Annotated in this window: 18 protein-coding genes; 9 read left to right on the forward strand and 9 right to left on the reverse strand. The window is 51.1% G+C overall.

What is annotated here, in order from left to right; genetic code table 11:
- Positions 1-659 precede the first annotated feature (659 nt).
- Positions 660-1205 (forward strand): helix-turn-helix transcriptional regulator, encoded by a 546-nt coding sequence (locus tag EO763_RS19270; protein ID WP_161530447.1) that lies wholly within the window; start codon positions 660-662, stop codon positions 1203-1205.
- 58 nt (positions 1206-1263) lie between these two features.
- Here the strand turns inward: EO763_RS19270 and speA are convergent, their stop codons facing one another.
- Together speA and EO763_RS23325 are read right to left on the reverse strand one after the other, a co-directional pair.
- Positions 1264-3246, reverse strand: a complete 1983-nt coding sequence (gene speA / locus EO763_RS19275; RefSeq protein ID WP_161529920.1) for a biosynthetic arginine decarboxylase — start codon at positions 3244-3246, stop codon at positions 1264-1266.
- Entirely contained in the window at positions 3239-3397 is a 159-nt protein-coding gene (locus tag EO763_RS23325) for a hypothetical protein (RefSeq protein ID WP_165572335.1), read from the reverse strand. Before EO763_RS23325 ends, speA begins: the two co-directional genes overlap by 8 nt.
- Positions 3398-3954: 557 nt before the next feature.
- Here EO763_RS23325 and metK point away from each other — a divergent pair.
- The 7 genes from metK to ruvX all read left to right on the forward strand — a co-directional run bounded on the left by metK (position 3955) and on the right by ruvX (position 9425).
- A complete protein-coding gene (metK, locus tag EO763_RS19280) occupies positions 3955-5106 on the forward strand; it encodes a methionine adenosyltransferase (RefSeq protein ID WP_039490676.1) in 1152 nt (383 codons plus the stop codon).
- A 123-nt stretch (positions 5107-5229) separates the two neighbouring features.
- On the forward strand, positions 5230-5742 hold the full coding sequence (locus tag EO763_RS19285) for a SprT family zinc-dependent metalloprotease (RefSeq protein WP_161529921.1): 513 nt from the start codon (positions 5230-5232) through the stop codon (positions 5740-5742).
- A 96-nt stretch (positions 5743-5838) separates the two neighbouring features.
- On the forward strand, positions 5839-6537 hold the full coding sequence (endA, locus tag EO763_RS19290; protein WP_010285795.1) for a deoxyribonuclease I: 699 nt from the start codon (positions 5839-5841) through the stop codon (positions 6535-6537).
- Positions 6538-6654: 117 nt separating this feature from the next.
- A complete protein-coding gene (rsmE, locus tag EO763_RS19295) occupies positions 6655-7389 on the forward strand; it encodes a 16S rRNA (uracil(1498)-N(3))-methyltransferase (protein WP_161529922.1) in 735 nt (244 codons plus the stop codon).
- 11 nt (positions 7390-7400) lie between these two features.
- A complete protein-coding gene (gshB, locus tag EO763_RS19300; RefSeq protein WP_010285797.1) occupies positions 7401-8360 on the forward strand; it encodes a glutathione synthase in 960 nt (319 codons plus the stop codon).
- A gap of 82 nt (positions 8361-8442) precedes the next feature.
- A complete protein-coding gene (locus EO763_RS19305; protein ID WP_161529923.1) occupies positions 8443-9006 on the forward strand; it encodes a YqgE/AlgH family protein in 564 nt (187 codons plus the stop codon).
- The gene (gene ruvX / locus EO763_RS19310; RefSeq protein ID WP_039487371.1) at positions 9006-9425 is read left to right on the forward strand and encodes a Holliday junction resolvase RuvX; all 420 of its coding nucleotides are present in this window, start codon (positions 9006-9008) and stop codon (positions 9423-9425) included. Before EO763_RS19305 ends, ruvX begins: the two co-directional genes overlap by 1 nt.
- An 81-nt stretch (positions 9426-9506) precedes the next feature.
- Here ruvX and fbp read toward each other — a convergent pair whose 3' ends face one another.
- The gene (gene fbp / locus EO763_RS19315; protein ID WP_039490672.1) at positions 9507-10511 is read right to left on the reverse strand and encodes a class 1 fructose-bisphosphatase; all 1005 of its coding nucleotides are present in this window, start codon (positions 10509-10511) and stop codon (positions 9507-9509) included.
- Between the two features lie 169 nt (positions 10512-10680).
- Between fbp and mpl the strand changes: the two genes are divergently transcribed.
- A complete protein-coding gene (gene mpl, locus EO763_RS19320; protein WP_161529924.1) occupies positions 10681-12066 on the forward strand; it encodes a UDP-N-acetylmuramate:L-alanyl-gamma-D-glutamyl-meso-diaminopimelate ligase in 1386 nt (461 codons plus the stop codon).
- Positions 12067-12176: 110 nt separating this feature from the next.
- Here the strand turns inward: mpl and EO763_RS19325 are convergent, their stop codons facing one another.
- The 6 genes from EO763_RS19325 to hfq all read right to left on the reverse strand — a co-directional run bounded on the left by EO763_RS19325 (position 12177) and on the right by hfq (position 17927).
- The gene (locus EO763_RS19325; RefSeq protein ID WP_010295433.1) at positions 12177-13475 is read right to left on the reverse strand and encodes an adenylosuccinate synthase; all 1299 of its coding nucleotides are present in this window, start codon (positions 13473-13475) and stop codon (positions 12177-12179) included.
- 99 nt (positions 13476-13574) lie between these two features.
- On the reverse strand, positions 13575-13775 hold the full coding sequence (locus EO763_RS19330) for a DUF2065 domain-containing protein (protein WP_010285804.1): 201 nt from the start codon (positions 13773-13775) through the stop codon (positions 13575-13577).
- Positions 13776-13897: 122 nt separating this feature from the next.
- Entirely contained in the window at positions 13898-14893 is a 996-nt protein-coding gene (gene hflC / locus EO763_RS19335) for a protease modulator HflC (RefSeq protein ID WP_161529925.1), read from the reverse strand.
- A 3-nt stretch (positions 14894-14896) separates the two neighbouring features.
- Complete coding sequence (gene hflK, locus EO763_RS19340; RefSeq protein WP_039490669.1) at positions 14897-16156, reverse strand: FtsH protease activity modulator HflK; 1260 nt, start codon at positions 16154-16156, stop codon at positions 14897-14899.
- A 96-nt stretch (positions 16157-16252) separates the two neighbouring features.
- On the reverse strand, positions 16253-17533 hold the full coding sequence (gene hflX, locus EO763_RS19345) for a ribosome rescue GTPase HflX (RefSeq protein WP_161529926.1): 1281 nt from the start codon (positions 17531-17533) through the stop codon (positions 16253-16255).
- Between the two features lie 94 nt (positions 17534-17627).
- On the reverse strand, positions 17628-17927 hold the full coding sequence (gene hfq / locus EO763_RS19350; RefSeq protein WP_010285823.1) for an RNA chaperone Hfq: 300 nt from the start codon (positions 17925-17927) through the stop codon (positions 17628-17630).
- Between the last annotated feature and the right edge of the window lie 16 nt (positions 17928-17943).

Here is a 17943-nt window from a genome sequence, read left to right on the forward strand (position 1 = left end):
CGCCAAGCATGCACACTGGGGCAATTGAAAAAATCTCAATTGCCCGCTAGTCATCCGACCACTATCATCCCCACCATATTCACTGTAAGCTGTTACATAACAGCTATTCCTAATCGCTTCTATCTTCACAGCGATAGGATTTAAGAATTAATAGACATAAATAGATAGCTGTTTTCAATCGTATTTACTTTTCGTTCTCTTTTTAAGAAACGAATTTCGGCAGATTTCCAGATGCTGGAAAGCAGCACCCCGCGAATGCGGCGGCATACGGAAAAACAGGCTATCGCGATTAACACGGAGACATCCGTCGCAATAAACAAGAATGATGGAGTAACCTCCTGTATTTAAAGATAGAAATAAACCAGTAAATCAAGCATACTATGTTAAACCAATAAAATTTTTTCCAGTTTGATCATATAGATATATGATAAAACCTGTTGTCGTGCCCGCAGGTTTCTCTAGAGGCTCCATCTTTTAGCGATTTAAAGGCATTTCAGGATCGCGATTTCTTAATAACTGGATAACATCAGCAGCGATTATTGGTTTATGGCCACTTTCAGACAATAAACTCATATGTGTTAAAAATCATGGATGTGAGAATTTTCAGTAAATGCAATTTTACCACGGTAGGATTACGGGAAATCCTATCTAGTATCCCTATGCTCTCGATAAAACCCGTCAACAGGTTTACGCTGCAGCAAGGAAAGAAGAAATGTATTTTCATCATTGACGGTAGTAGCGAGGGCTTTGAGGAATACTACGAGTCGATAAGAACCCACTTTTATAATATGGCGTCGTCGTTCGTTATCATCAATAATTCCCCCAATCACCCTCCCGTGTGCATTGACGAAAAAACGATTCTTATTTCAAAGTCAGCAGCCATCGATTCTTTTTATAAATTACTCGATTTCATCTACCTTCACGACCGCCGTTTATTCAGTCCCGTCAGACTCTCAAAATCTGAATATGCCGTATTCCAGCATTGGTGTGCGGGCTACACAGCGGAAGCGATTGCCGATATCATCGGATTAAATAAGAAGTCAGTACTGAACAGCAAATCACGATTACTGAATAAATATGGTGTTCAGGATAAAAACTCTTTACTGCTTATTGCTAAAATTATCTTCAAAGACAGCGTCATTGAAGAATTTGATTCCCTTCCAAAACCAGCAGCCGATATCAATATGAGTCATTCGCTTATCTAAGCGATAGACGAAAAAAAGGGATGCTCACTCGCATCCCTTTTTACTCAATCAGCAACGCTTACTCTTCATCTTCCAAATAAGTATAGCCGTACAGCCCTGTTTCAAACTCCTCCAGGAACTGCGCCTGAAGTTCGGTATCCAGGTCAGTTTCTTTCACCTGATCGCGGAAACGGGTCATCAGCACTTTGGGGTCAAGCTGCACATACTCCAGCATGTCGGCAACCGTATTCCCTTCGTCAGATTCTTCAATCTCAACGGTGCCATCCTGGAAGACAAACACGTCAACGGTCGACGTATCGCCAAACAGGTTATGCATATTCCCCAAGATTTCCTGATAGGCGCCGACCATAAAGAAGCCCAGCAGCGGCGGATTTTCTGGATCGTAAGGCGGCATTGGCATCGTCGTCGCGATCCCGTCACCATCGACATAATGGTCGATCGTACCATCAGAATCACAGGTGATATCGAGCACAACAGCACGGCGCTCAGGCGGCTTGTTTAGCCCTTCCAACGGCATTACTGGGAACAGTTGATCGATCCCCCATGCATCCGGCATGGATTGGAACAGCGAGAAGTTGACATACAGCTTGTCAGCCATCCGCTCCTGTAATTCATCAATCACTGGCCGATGCGCACGATTGCTCGGATCCAGCTGTTCCTGAATCATCTGACAGATGCTCAGATAAAGCTGCTCTGCTTTCGCGCGCTGCGTCAGATCCAACATGCCGTGCGTGTATTGGGTATGCACATCGTGCAAATCCATCTGGCTGTCGTGCAGCCATTCGCGCAGCGAACGGCGTTTTCCCGGCTGTTTGATTTCTTTCCAGGTTGACCACAGGCTCTCCAGCGCACGCGGAGCGTCTTCTTCTGGCTCAGTGGGTTCACTGAATTCGTTGCGTTCAACACCGATAATATTGGAAACCAACACGGTATGGTGCGCAGTTACCGCACGGCCAGATTCGGTGATGACCGTCGGATGTGGCAATCCGTTTTCGTTACAGGCATCACCGATGCCCCAAATCACGTTGTTGGCGTATTCATTCAGGCCATAGTTCACTGAACAATCGGACTGAGAGCGCGTGCCTTCATAATCCACGCCCAACCCACCACCGACGTCGAAGCACTGGATATTTACGCCCAACTTATGCAGTTCGACATAGAAGCGCGCAGATTCACGCACGCCCGTCGCGATATCACGGATATTCGCCAGTTGCGATCCCAGATGGAAATGCAGCAGTTGCAGGCTATCCAACCGCCCCGCTTCACGCAGCATCTCAACCAGTTGCAGCACCTGGACCGCCGCCAGACCAAACTTGGATTTTTCACCACCGCTGGATTGCCACTTGCCCGATCCCTGAGAAGCCAGACGCGCACGGACACCAAGGCGTGGCACTACATTCAAGCGCTCAGCTTCTTCCAGCACCAGACGGATTTCGGACATCTTCTCGATGACCAGATAAACTTTGTGGCCCAGCTTTTCGCCGATGAGTGCAAGACGGATGTATTCACGGTCTTTGTAGCCGTTACACACAATCACCGTGCGGGTCATGCCTGCATGGCCCAATACTGCCATCAGCTCCGCTTTTGAACCGGCTTCCAGACCTAACGGCTCACCGGAATTAGCCAGTGACTCAATGACGCGGCGATGCTGGTTAACCTTGATCGGATAAACCAGAAAATACCCGCCTTCATAGCCAAACGATTCGCGAGCCTGTTTAAACGCAGCGTTAATAGAACGCAGGCGATGCTGAAGGATTTGCGGAAAGCAGAACAGCGCAGGAAGGCGCTGATGGTTCTCTTTCTGCATATCTTTGACCAATCTGGCCAGATCGACGCGAGCTTCTGGTACGTCAGGATCCGGGCACACGCTAATGTGGCCGAGTTCATTGACGTCATAGTAATTATTGCCCCACCAGGCAATATTGTAAGTACGAAGCATTTCGCTGGCATTACGGTCATTCATGGCAACCTCCTGCATAGAGCGCAAATTTTCATGTTTACCCGTCGCTGACGAGCCGTGATGAATCATGTCGTCAGACATAACGAACCTCTTCTTTTTCTGGACTGCGGATCACATCAGTACCTGAATAAACAGCCCACATGAGCATACCTGCAACATGCGGCATCGACAGTGAAAAAACCGGCGTAGTGAAGTATGCCGTCACTTTATTACTCTTATTAGTGTAAAACACGTTGTCAGGCTCCGTGTTACGGGTCGATAAAACTCGTTGTGAAAATCACCGGGCGAACGTGACCAGAAAAGCGTTAAACGCTTCTGGCAGAAAGAATAACAGGCAGGTTAACCAGCCCTGGAGTCCTGTGTCGAATTTAAAGACAGGCTACGTCGAGAAACGGAAAAGAAGGGTTGAGTCGCGGACGCGGTAGCGTCAAAAGGGACATATTGCGAACGCAATACACTCAGTAAACAACGGATCATTAATCCTACCACCTCCACGTGCGCCGCAGGCTATGCGGTCAGCTATCAATAAAAAATTCAAGATGTCGCGGGTTGCATCACCGCTCGCCGTTTATACCTACATGCTGCTGGAAAAGCAAAATGAAAATTACCGCAGTCATCTCTTGTAAAAGAAAAAACGGCCGATGATAAAAGGACGATGGCACGCTAATGCGAAAAACTACTGGCACTGAGACCAAAAGGTGACCTAGAATAGCCATCCAGATGTTAATCCGTCTATACCGATTAACTGATACACTGCTTAACGGCTTTGATTTGAAGGTAAAGAAACTCATGGCTAAACACCTTTTTACGTCCGAGTCAGTCTCTGAAGGACATCCTGATAAAATTGCTGACCAGATTTCTGATGCGGTTCTCGACGCCATTCTGGAGCAAGACCCAAAAGCGCGTGTCGCTTGTGAGACTTATGTAAAGACCGGCATGGTGTTAGTCGGTGGTGAAATTACCACCAGCGCCTGGGTCGACATCGAAGAAATTACCCGCCGTACCGTGCGTGATATCGGTTATGTCAATTCCGAAATGGGCTTTGATGCCAACTCTTGCGCCGTACTGAGTGCGATTGGCAAGCAGTCTCCTGACATCAATCAGGGCGTTGACCGCCGCGATCCGCTGGAACAAGGCGCTGGCGATCAGGGTCTGATGTTCGGTTACGCGACCAACGAAACCGACGTCCTGATGCCCGCTCCTGTGACTTATGCACACCGTCTGGTTCAGCGTCAGTCAGAAGTCCGCAAGAGCGGTTCTCTGCCGTGGCTGCGCCCGGATGCGAAAAGCCAGGTTACGTTCCTGTACGACGATGGCAAGATTGCAGGCATTGATGCCGTGGTGCTGTCTACCCAGCATTCAGAAGACATCAGCCAGAAAGAACTGCATGAAGCGGTGATGGAAGAGATCATCAAACCGGTTCTGCCTGCAGAATGGCTGTCTGCCAATACCAAATATTTCATCAACCCAACCGGACGCTTTGTTATCGGCGGCCCAATGGGTGACTGCGGCCTGACGGGTCGTAAAATCATCGTTGATACCTACGGCGGCGCGGCACGTCACGGTGGCGGTGCGTTCTCCGGTAAGGATCCGTCTAAAGTAGACCGTTCTGCTGCCTATGCCGCACGCTATGTCGCCAAGAATATCGTCGCGGCTGGCCTGGCCGATCGCTGCGAGATTCAAGTGTCCTACGCTATCGGCGTGGCAGAACCCACCTCTATCATGATCGAAACCTTCGGCACAGAGAAAGTGTCCACCGAGCAACTGACGCTGCTGGTACGTGAATTCTTCGATCTGCGTCCTTACGGCTTAATCCAGATGCTGGATTTGCTGCATCCGATTTATCAGGAAACGGCCGCCTACGGTCACTTTGGCCGCGAACATTTCCCGTGGGAAAAAACGGACAAAGCCGCACAGCTGCGCGAAGCTGCGGGCCTGTAATCTGGCGACTCAATAAATACCAAACGGCGAATGAAAATTCGCCGTTTTTCATTCTAGCTCCCTGAATATTTCGCTTCAGGTTCCCTATTGCGTCTCCCTGCCACTCAATTTATGCTCACAGCAATGAACGCACCCCGAATCCCTATTGCCAGCCATCAGGCTGTGATGCGCTGCCTGCGTGATAAATTGCAGCAGGCTAACCTCACTTTACAAACGAACTACACCGAGCCAGCAGTAAATTACCAGCAGCGCGGTTCAACCGCAGGAACGGCCTGGCTGCAACACTGGGAAATTCGGCTGAATCCTGTCTTGTTGCAGGAAAACCAGCAGGCCTTTATTGATGAAGTCGTTCCTCATGAACTGGCTCATCTGCTGGTCTATGCGCGTTTTGGCCGTGTCGCACCGCATGGCAAGGAATGGCGCTGGATGATGGAAAACGTGCTGTGCGTCCCGGCAAAACGCACGCATCGGTTTGCGGTGCAATCCGTACAGGGGAAAACCTTCACCTACCTGTGTGATTGCCAACGGCATGAGCTGACGATCCGTCGGCACAATCGGGTGCTGCGCGGCGAAACAGAATATCGCTGTCGTCGTTGCGGGAAAACCTTACGTCATGATGTAAAAAGTTCTATTTAAAAGGGAATTTTCAGTTTTAAAAACTGCTTTTGCATTTGCCTGCCGACGAGACATCCGGTAGTCTGCCAACTTTACAGCCTGTGGATTATTTGGAATATGCTACGCAAAATTCTCGCTATCGCCGCCGTTGGCGCGGGTCTGTTTTCAGCTACCGCGCTGGGTCAAAACATCAATAATTTTTCGCAGGCAAAAGCCGCCGCTGTCGATATTAATCGCGATGCGCCGGGTTCGTTCTACTGTGGCTGTAAGATTACGTGGCAGGGCAAGAAAGGTACGCCCGATCTTGAATCCTGCGGTTATCAGGTCAGGAAAAATGAACAGCGTGCCAGCCGCATCGAGTGGGAGCATGTTGTGCCCGCCTGGCAGTTCGGCCACCAGCGCCAATGCTGGCAAGACGGCGGCAGAAAGAACTGTAACAGCGACCCTGTCTACCGCGAGATGGAAACCGATTTGCATAACCTGCAGCCCGCTATCGGCGAGGTCAACGGCGATCGCGGCAATGCTATGTATGGACAATGGAACGGTGGCGCATCTCAGTATGGTCAATGCGAGATGAAGGTCGATTTCAAAAACAATCTGGCAGAACCGCCCGCTCGCGCTCGCGGCCAGATCGCACGTACCTATTTCTACATGCGTGACCGCTATCAGTTACGCCTTTCCAGCCAGCAAACCCAGTTGTTCGAAGCCTGGGATAAGCAATACCCAGTCACTCAGTGGGAATGTACCCGCAATCAGCGCATCGCCGCAAAACAGGGAAACCCGAATCCCTACGTTCAACAAGCTTGCCAGCGCTAGTTCGTCTACCTACTATAGCAAATCAGTTTCCAGCGCAGCCACCGTCAGATGACGGTGGCTTTGCCTATTTCTGGCGCTCTTGTGTCGGTTAATTTCATTCAGAGGTCTGAATCCAGTATGCGAGTACCACGCATTTTTCATCCCGAAAAGCTCTCCCTTAACGGCGGTGAAGTCGAGCTGAGTGACGATGCCGCCAATCATGTGGGGCGCGTGTTACGCATGACGACGGGTCAGTCATTGCAGCTGTTTGATGGCAGCAATCATGTCTTTGGTGCAGAAATCATTGCGACTGGCAAAAAGAGTGTGCGCGTTCGCTTCACAGCAGGTAAGTTGGAAGATAAAGAATCGCCCCTACATTTACATCTGGGACAGGTGATGTCGCGCGGCGAGAAGATGGAATTTACCATTCAGAAATCCATCGAGCTGGGCGTCAATGTGATTACCCCACTGCTTTCTGAACGCTGTGGCGTCAAACTGGATGCCGAGCGTATGGAGAAAAAAATTAGCCAGTGGCAGAAAATTGCGGTTGCCGCCTGTGAACAGTCCGGCCGCAATTGTGTGCCGCTGGTGCGGCCAGCGATGACGCTGGAAGCCTGGTGTGCGGAACAAGACGACGCGTTGAAATTGAATCTGCACCCACGCGCCACACAGAGTATCAATACGTTACCACTGCCGGTCGCTCGGGTCAGGCTACTGATTGGCCCGGAAGGCGGACTCACCGCCGGTGAAATTACCATGACCTCAGAACACGGATTCACTGATATCCTGTTGGGGCCACGCGTTTTGCGCACAGAAACCACCGCACTCACCGCCATGACCGCCTTACAGGTACGTTTCGGCGATTTGGGGTAAAGGAGAAAAGAATGATCAAACTCGGTATCGTGATGGACCCGATTGACACCATCAATATCAAGAAAGACACCAGCTTTGCCATGCTGCTGGAAGCACAGCGCCGTGGTTGGGAACTGCATTATATGGAGATGAACGATCTCTATATGCATGCGGGCGTCGCGCGTGCAACAACGCGTCGCCTGAGCGTCCAGTACGATTACGACGGCTGGTACGATTTCTCCGGCGAGCAGGATATCGCACTGGAAGAGTTGGATGTGGTGCTGATGCGTAAAGATCCACCGTTCGATACGGAGTTCATCTACGCCACCTATATTCTGGAACGTGCGGAAGAGAAAGGCACGCTCATCGTCAACAAGCCGCAGAGCCTGCGTGATTGCAATGAGAAGCTGTTCACCGCCTGGTTCCCACATCTAACCCCTGATACGCTGGTTACGCGTCGTGCAGACAAACTGCGTCAGTTCCATGAAAAACACGGCGACGTCATTCTCAAACCGCTCGACGGCATGGGCGGCGCGTCTATTTTCCGTTTGAAGCAGGATGATGCCAACGTCTCGGTCATCATCGAAACGCTGACCGAACACGCGACCCGCTACTGCATGGCGCAAAACTATCTGCCTGCAATTAAAGATGGCGACAAACGCGTACTGGTGGTTGATGGCGAACCCGTGCCTTACTGCCTGGCGCGTATCCCGAAAAGCGGTGAGACACGCGGTAATCTGGCAGCCGGTGGCCGCGGTGAAGCGCGTCCGCTGACCGAAAGCGACTGGAAAATCGCCCGAGATGTCGCGCCAACGTTAAAAGCCAAAGGCCTGATTTTCGTCGGTCTGGATATTATCGGCGATCGCCTGACAGAAATTAACGTCACCAGTCCGACCTGCGTGCGTGAAATCGAAGCAGCCTACCCGGATGTTTCCATCACCGGTATGCTGATGGACGCCATTGAAAAACGTCTGGCTGCACGTACCCGCTAATACCAGAGACACTGACACGCTACCCGGCCCGCGCAATACGGGCCGTTTCTCCAACGCTGACGGATATCGATTAAAATACACAATGAATTTACAGCATCACTTCCTCATTGCTATGCCAGCACTACAGGACTCTGTATTTAAACGTTCGGTGGTCTATATCTGCGAACATAATGAAGACGGAGCCATGGGGCTGATCATCAACAAACCGATGGATCAGTTTTCCGTGGAAAATGTGCTGAAAAAGCTAAAAATAGACCCAACGCCGCGCGATCCCGCCATCCGATTGGATAAACCCGTCTTTGTGGGTGGCCCACTGGCGGACGACCGTGGCTTTATCCTACATACGCCCTGCTCCGGCTTTGGTTCCAGCATCAGTATTTCTGAGGACACCATGATCACCACGTCCAAAGACGTGCTGGAAACGCTAGGCACGCCCCAACAGCCGAAAAATACGCTGGTCGCCTTAGGCTATTCCGCCTGGGAGAACGGCCAACTGGAAGAAGAACTGCTGGAGAATGCCTGGCTGACGACGCCTGCCGATGAAGACATTCTGTTCCATACGCCAATTGCCGAACGCTGGCGAGCGGCGGCCAGGAAGTTGGGCATCGATATTCATAATATCTCCACCGAAGCAGGACATGCCTGATGAGTAGCAGAACCATTCTTGCCTTTGATTTTGGGACAAAAAGTATCGGTGTCGCTATCGGTCAGGAAATTACCGGTACGGCACGTGCTCTGACATCATTCAAGGCGCAGGAAGGGATACCCGACTGGCAAAAAGTGGAGAAGCTGTTGTCAGAATGGCAGCCCGATCTGGTCGTCGTCGGCCTGCCGCTCAACATGGATGGCACCGAGCAACCGCTGACAGCACGGGCACGGAAGTTCGCTAACCGACTGCATGGCCGTTTTGGCATCGCTATTGAGCTACACGATGAACGCTTGAGCACAGTGGAAGCGCGAGCCGATCTCTTCGAACGCGGTGGCTTTAAAGCGCTGGATAAAGGTAGCGTAGACGCGGCTTCTGCCGTGATTATTCTGGAGAGCTGGTTCGAAGCACAGCTTTAAAAGACAATCCCGTGTAGCCGAGGATCCGACCACACGGGACTATATTGATGACTAATTAGCATTAACGACTAATTAATGTAATTAGGCGTCTGGGAATTCTCGGATGAAACGTTCGACGTCATCAACCATGGATTCTGTTCCTACGAAGAACGGTGAGCGCTGATGCAGTTTCTCTGGCATGATATCCAGAATACGGTTTTTACCGTCGCTGGCCTTGCCGCCTGCCTGCTCCGCCAGAAACGCCATCGGGTTACATTCGTATAGCAAACGCAGTTTGCCTTTCGGGTAGCTCGCTGTGCTCGGGTACAGGTAAATCCCGCCTTTCAGCAGATTACGGTGGAAATCGGCTACCAGTGAGCCGATGTAACGCGACGTATAAGGACGCTGCGTCTCTTCATCCTGCTCCTGACAGTATTTGATGTATTTCTTCACGCCGGCAGGAAACTTGATGTAGTTCCCTTCGTTGATGGAATACATATTCCCTTTTTCCGGGAAGCAAACTTTTTCATGCGAGAGACAGAATACACCGAGCGACGGATCGTAGGTAAAGGCGTGAACGCCGTGACCCGTGGTATACACCAGCATGGTAGAAGAACCGTAAACGATGTAGCCCGCAGCAACCTGCTGACTACCCGGCTGTAAGAAGTCAGCTTCCGTGACTGACGTTCCCAGCGGCGTAATACGGCGATAAATAGAGAAAATCGTACCGACGGAGACGTTCACATCAATATTCGACGAACCGTCCAGCGGATCCATCAGAACCACATACTTGGCATTTTCCGCCTTATCACCTTCAAAGATAACAATTTCGTCTTCTTCTTCGGAGGCAATACCTGCCACTTCACCACGCGCTTTTAATGCCGCTTTCAGTTTCTCATTGGCATACAGATCGAGCTTCATCTGTACTTCGCCCTGAACATTAGAAATACCGCTGGCTCCCAGGATATCAACCAGACCCGCTTTATTGATATCACGGTGAATAATCTTGGCACCCAGTTTAATAGCAGACAGCAGCGCGGTAAGCTCACCTGTGGCGTGAGAGAAATCGTGCTGTTTTTCGACGATAAATTCGCCTAACGTTTTCATAACACTATTCCAGAATCTACGGATGAAAAGCGGTTTCATTTCTGCACCGCCAACGTTTGCGCATGCAGTGTAGCCCAAAGAGAAAGTGAGTACCTAGTCAAATCCATTTCTTATGGCGGATTCATAGCGTTAGAATGTGACACAGACTCACTGTGAAGATGGAAAATGTATGCGTATTCATATTTTAGGTATCTGCGGCACCTTTATGGGTGGCCTTGCCCTGCTTGCTCGTTCGCTGGGGCATGACGTCACAGGCTCAGATGCAAATGTTTATCCCCCCATGAGTACCTTACTTGAAGAGCAGGGAATCACGCTGATTCAGGGCTACGATCCGGCACAGCTTAGCCCCGCGCCTGATTTGGTCATCATCGGTAATGCGATGACGCGCGGAAACCCGTGCGTCGAGGCCGTACTGGAACAGGGATTACCTTATGTTTCCGGTCCACAGTGGCTGCATGATTATGTGCTGCGCGATCGCTGGGTGATTGCCGTTGCAGGAACGCATGGCAAAACCACCACGGCAGGGATGGTCACCTGGATTCTGGAAGATTGCGGCTACCAGCCCGGTTTTGTCATTGGCGGCGTTCCCGGCAACTTCACCGTTTCCGCACGCTTGGGTGACAGCCCGTTCATGGTGCTCGAAGCCGATGAATATGATTGTGCATTCTTCGACAAGCGTTCCAAATTCGTACACTACAGCCCAAGAACGCTGGTGCTCAACAATCTTGAGTTCGATCACGCCGACATCTTTGACGATCTGAAAGCCATTCAGAAACAGTTCCATCATCTTGTGCGACTAGTGCCAGGCAGCGGGAAGATCATCCTGCCAACTAACGACCTTAACCTCAAACAGGTGATGGGAATGGGATGCTGGAGTGAGCAGGAACTGGTCGGCGAAGAAGGCACTTGGCGGGCACAAAAAGTGTCGACCGATGCCAGCCAATATCAGGTTTACCTAAATAAGGTACTCGTCGGTGAAGTCCATTGGAAGCTGGTAGGTGAACACAACATGCACAACGGGCTGATGGCGATTGCTGCCGCTCACCACGTCGGTGTACTACCTGCGGATGCTTGCCGCGCGCTGGGCGGATTTATCAACGCACGCCGTCGCCTTGAATTACGCGGTACGGAGCATGGCGTCACGGTTTATGACGATTTTGCGCATCACCCAACTGCAATTCTGGCGACGCTGTCGGCACTACGTAGCAAGGTTGGCGGTACGGCTCGTATTCTGGCTGTACTTGAACCTCGTTCGAACACCATGAAATTGGGGATGTGCAAAAATGAACTGGCGCCGTCATTAGGTCGCGCCGATGAAGTTTTCCTATTCCAGCCCGCACATATTCCGTGGCAGGTCGTAGAAGTCGCGGAAGCCTGCGTACAGCCCGCTCACTGGAGCGCGGATATTGACACGTTGGTAGAAAATATCGTCAAGACCGCACAGCCTGGCGACCATATTCTGGTGATGAGCAACGGCGGGTTCAGCAACATCCACAATAAGCTGTTGAATGGTCTGAAAAAGAAAGCGCAGAAGGCGAAAGACGCTCAAGAGTAACGTGTGGCAAACCGTCGCTGTTCACACCACGGCGGTTATACAATAAATAGCAAAAAGGACGGGAATCCCGTCCTTTTTCGTATTCGCATCACCCATTAAGGGTGGCAAAATCAAGCGTCGAACGGATCGCGCAACACCATCGTTTCGCTACGGTCTGGGCCAGTAGAAATAATATCAATCGGCACACCCGTAATTTCTTCGATACGTTTGATGTAGTTCAGCGCAGCCTGCGGCAGTTTGCTGTGATCTTTCACACCAAACGTGCTTTCAGACCAGCCCGGCATCGTTTCGTAAATCGGTTCAAGACCTTCCCAGCCTTCAGCAGCCAGCGGAGTGGTATCCACTTCGCTGCCATTCGGCAAACGGTAGCCTACGCAGATTTTAATTTCTTTCAGACCGTCCAGAACATCCAGCTTAGTCAGGCAGAAACCAGATAGCGAGTTGATCTGTACTGCACGACGTACGGCAACCGCATCCAGCCAACCGGTACGACGACGACGACCCGTTGTCGCGCCAAACTCGTTACCTTTTTGAGACAGATGCTCGCCCACGTCTTCAAACAGCTCAGTCGGGAATGGACCTGCCCCCACACGGGTAGAGTAAGCTTTAACGATACCCAGTACGTAATCTACATAGCGTGGACCCAGACCAGAACCGGTAGCAACGCCGCCCGCAGTGGTGTTTGACGAGGTCACGTATGGATAAGTACCGTGGTCGATATCCAGCAGCGTACCCTGAGCGCCTTCAAACATGACGAAATCGCCACGCAAGTGCGCTTTGTACAGCAGATCGGAAACATCAACGACCATTGCGGTCAGAATATCGGCAATCGCCAGCACGTCATCCAACACTTTCTGGTAGTCGACGGCATCCGCTTTATAGTAGTTAACCAACTGGAAGTTATGATATTCGACGATCTCTTTCAGTTTGACAGCAAAGGTTTCTTTATCAAACAGATCGCCAACGCGCAGGCCACGGCGAGCAACTTTATCTTCATACGCAGGACCGATACCGCGGCCAGTCGTACCAATTGCTTTTGCACCACGCGCTTTTTCACGCGCGTTATCCAACGCGACGTGATAAGGCAGAATTAACGGACAGGCTTCAGAAAGCAGCAGACGTTCGCGTACCGGGACGCCACGCGCTTCAAGCTCCGTCATTTCTTTCATCAATGCGTCAGGCGCCAGCACAACACCGTTACCGATGATGCTGACAACATTTTCACGCAGAATGCCAGAAGGAATTAAATGAAGGACGGTTTTTTCACCGTTGATAACCAGCGTGTGGCCAGCGTTGTGTCCACCCTGATAGCGCACAACATATTTAGCCCGTTCAGTCAGCAGGTCAACGACCTTGCCTTTACCTTCGTCACCCCATTGGGTGCCCAGTACGACGACGTTCTTACCCATTTCAAGAATCACCAGGTTGCTTAAAAAAGGATTCTACCATCTCATTTGGATGCTTTCAGTACTTTTAGCACACGATTGCGCACATTTTTCCGCTTAATTTTAGCCACCCATCCGGCTACGCAACATGTAGTAGATCACGCACCCTGCAACAACTATTCCGCCGCCAAAACGGCGCAAAATAGTATCCGGCAACTGCGCTATTCCCAAAATCATACGTCTCCAGAGTCGAGGAAACAGCAGCGGCCCCAGCCCTTCAAGCACCAAAACCAACCCAAGCGCCAGCCAAATCGTTGAATTCATAACCCCCCCTTTTCCCACTTCGAATACAAGCAGGAGCAAACCCTTAGACATATCTCTGCCAGAAAATGGCAAAAAAAAGCCCGGAGAAAGAACCCGGGCTTGATGAGACGAGTTAATGACTATCAGCGGCGTGGTGCCATGCTGCTGTCCGGTGACTTCATGTAGCGGAAGAAGTCGCTATCCGGGCTAAGAACCATGACGTCCTGATTATTACTGAAGCTGCTTTCGTAAGCACGCAGGCTACGAACGAAAGAGTAGAAGTCAGGATCTTCACTGAATGCGTTAGCGAACAGTTTCGCCGCTTCGGCATCCCCTTCACCACGGGTAATACGCCCTTGGCGCTCAGCTTCAGCCAGCGTACGGGTAACTTCATAGTCTGCCGTCGCTTTCAGCTTTTCAGCTTCTTCCTGACCTTGTGAACGGTGGCGACGCGCTACCGCTTCACGCTCTGCACGCATACGTTGGTAAATAGCGTCAGACACTTCAGTTGGCAGGTTGATTTGCTTAATTCGCACATCGATAACCTCAATACCCAGCGCAGCCATGCTGTTAGGGTTGATGTGAGGCTCGTTGCTCGACGTCTCTTTCTCGACACGTGCAGCAGCAGAAGCAATCGCATTATCGGCCTCGGTCGTTTCACCGGTACCCGTATTCAGCGCTTCACGCACGTCGGACATCAGTTGACCACGTGAGTCGGTAACGATGCCTTTTACATCCAGACGACCAATCTCGGAACGCAGACGGTCACTGAATTTACGTTTCAGCAGTACTTCAGCCTGAGAGATGTCACCACCACCCGTTGCCAGATAATAGCGGCTGAAATCGCTGATACGCCATTTGAGGTAAGAATCGACAATCAGGTCTTTCTGCTCTTTAGTGATAAAGCGGTCAGCCTGGTTTTCCATCGTCTGGATACGCGCATCCAGCATTTTCACTGAGTCGATAAACGGAATCTTGAACTGCAATCCCGGCGCATAAATCAGCGGTTTGTTGTCATCATCACGCAATACTTTGCCAAAACGCATCACGATGCCGCGCTGGCCTTCCTGCACCACAAACAGTGACGCATAGACCACCATCAGTACCAGGATCAGGATAAATAGTAAGGGCTTACGCATCGATTATTCTCTCCCTACTCGAGTGAAGTCATCACGCTGCGCATTTGCTCTGCGCTGATCCATGATATTTCCATTGTTACTGCTGCGCGTCTGGTTGCTATTCGTCGCACCGCTGCTGTTGCCAGGCAAACGCAGTGGGCTAGCGCTGCTGCTGTTATTGCTTTGCGTATTGTCACTGCCTTGTCCACGCAGCATCTGATCCAACGGCAGCACCATCAGGTTGCCCCCCTTGTCATTGACCAGAACTTTACGGGTATGGCTCAGCACGCGTTCCATGGTTTCGATATACAAACGCTCGCGGGTGATTTCAGGTGCCGCTTTATATTCCGGTAAGACTCTGGCAAAACGGGCAACTTCACCCTGAGCTTCCAGAACAGTACGGGTTTTATAAGCGCGGGACTCTTCCAGAATACGCTGAGCCTGACCGTTGGCACGCGGTTGCACTTCGTTCGCGTACGCTTCCGCTTCACGAATATACTGCTGTTCGTTTTCACGCGCGGCAATCGCATCATCAAACGCGGCCTTCACTTCTTCCGGCGGACGTGCGGTCTGGAAGTTGACGTCCAGCAACGTGATCCCCATGTTGTACGGACGAACAGTTTCCTCCAGTACACGCTGAGTATCCGTACGCACAATGGTACGGCCTTCCGTCAAAATTTTGTCCATCGTGTACTTACCAATAACGCCGCGCAGCGCGCTGTCAGTTGCCTGACGTAAGCTGTCATCCGCATTGGTTACACTGAACAGATATTGTTCTGGCTGTGTGACACGATACTGCACGTTCATTTCAACGCGCACGACGTTTTCATCTGACGTCAACATCACGCCCGACGTCGCCAGTTCACGCACCGATTCAACGTTCACCGCGCGAACTGAGTCGATGAAGGTCGGTTTCCAGTTAAGACCGGGTCCGACCAAGTGGCTGAATTTACCAAAGCGCGTGACGACACCGCGTTCCGCTTCTTTAATGGTGTAGAAACCCGTAGCAGCCCAGATGACAACCGCAGCGACGGCAGCGATACCGACGATCCGACCACCCAGTGCTGGGCCGCCAGAATTTCCGCTGTTGCTTGAGCCTGAACCTTTGCCGCCACCCAGATCGCCGAGTTTTTTGCTCAGCTTACGAAAGATGTCGTCCAGATCCGGCGGCCCCTGATCTCGGCCACCTTTATTGTTATTTCCGCCAGAGTTGCCGCCATTATTGCTGCTGCTCCCCCACGGGTCGCGGTCTTGTCCGTTATTACCGGGCTGATTCCACGCCATGTTTTAGCTCCATTCTTTATGATAGGTGTTCTTCAGGTTCAATATCTCAGAGTCCGTCAGACTATTTCGCCGTTCAGACTGTTTATGCCAGTCAAATCAGACAATATAGCCCATCAGTTCCTGCTCTTTTTTGCAGAGGCGGCACCAGTCAGCAATCGGCATACGAATAACCAAACCAATTTGCCCGTCCTCTTCAATCCATTCTTTTTCTATTGCCTGAAGCTGGTAAAAACGACTACGCAAGCGTCCTGCCTGCGGGGGAAGATGCAAGGTATGTTCTGCGATTTCCCCGGAAAGCCGCTCAGTCAATGCCTGAAATAGCAACGGAATACCGTCGCCGGTCTGTGCTGAAAGCCAGACCCGTACCGGTAGATTCTCTTCGTTGCGATCGATACGCGGAACGAAATCATCCAGCATATCAATCTTGTTCATTACCAACAGCGCAGGTATTTCGTCTGCCTCAATTTCCGCCAATACGTCATCAACCGCGTCGATGTTCTCGTCAAGACGAGGATCGGCAGCATCAACAACGTGCAGCAGCAGCGAGGCCTGACGTGTTTCCTGTAATGTAGCCTTAAACGCAGCCACCAAATCGTGGGGCAACTGCCGGATAAAACCTACGGTATCCGCCAGCACTGTATCACCCACATCATCCACTTGAATGCGGCGCAATGTTGGATCCAGTGTGGCAAATAACTGATCGGCGGCATAGACGCCCGCCGATGTAATCTTGTTAAACAGCGTGGATTTGCCCGCGTTGGTGTAGCCCACCAGCGAAACGGTAGGAACATCAGCACGAACCCGCGATCGGCGTCCCTGTTCACGCTGTTTTTCTACCCGTTCAAGACGCGATAATATCTGCGTGATACGGTTACGCAATAAACGACGGTCGGTTTCAAGCTGGGTTTCACCCGGGCCACGCAAACCGATACCGCCTTTCTGACGCTCAAGGTGCGTCCAGCCGCGAACCAGTCGGGTCGCAAGGTGGCGCAACTGTGCCAGTTCTACCTGTAATTTCCCCTCGTGCGTACGCGCACGCTGAGCAAAAATATCTAAAATCAGTCCGGTACGATCGATCACTCGGCACTCGCACAAACGCTCCAAGTTACGTTCCTGAGCCGGCGTCAGCGCATGATCAAACAGCACGACAAACGCGCCAGTTTCTTTTACTGCCTGAGCAATTTCTTCAGCTTTACCTTCCCCGACAAAATACTTGGGATGAGGCGATTTACGGCTGCCAGTAACAACCTGCAAGGATTCAATACCGGCAGAAGAAACCAGAGACTCAAACTCCAGTAGATCTTCCGTATCTCTATCTTGCGAAAAGAAAATATGAACTAATATAGCCCGTTCACCTGATTCATAACGGTCAAACAAGCGAATAACCTCTCAAACGAGCAAAAAACACCACAGCGAAGGAGCCGAGCGATGCGTCCAGCTCTCCCGCGCCGTGGTGAATTGACAATACGCCTTATTCGGCGTCATCAGCTTCCTGCGACTGCTGCTGAGCAGTCGTGTTACTACCGTGATAGTTGTTGCTGCCGCCTGGATTGTTGCTATGGTGAGAGACTGGGCGAGAGGGAACAACTGTAGAGATGGCGTGCTTATAAACCATCTGACTTACCGTGTTTTTCAACAAAATCACGAACTGATCGAAAGATTCGATCTGACCTTGCAACTTAATACCGTTCACCAAATAAATCGAAACCGGAACACGTTCACGACGCAAAGCGTTCAAGAACGGATCTTGCAAAGATTGCCCCTTAGCCATTCTATATTTTCCTTAT

Source organism: Pectobacterium odoriferum, assembly GCF_009931295.1.
GTDB lineage: Bacteria > Pseudomonadota > Gammaproteobacteria > Enterobacterales > Enterobacteriaceae > Pectobacterium > Pectobacterium odoriferum.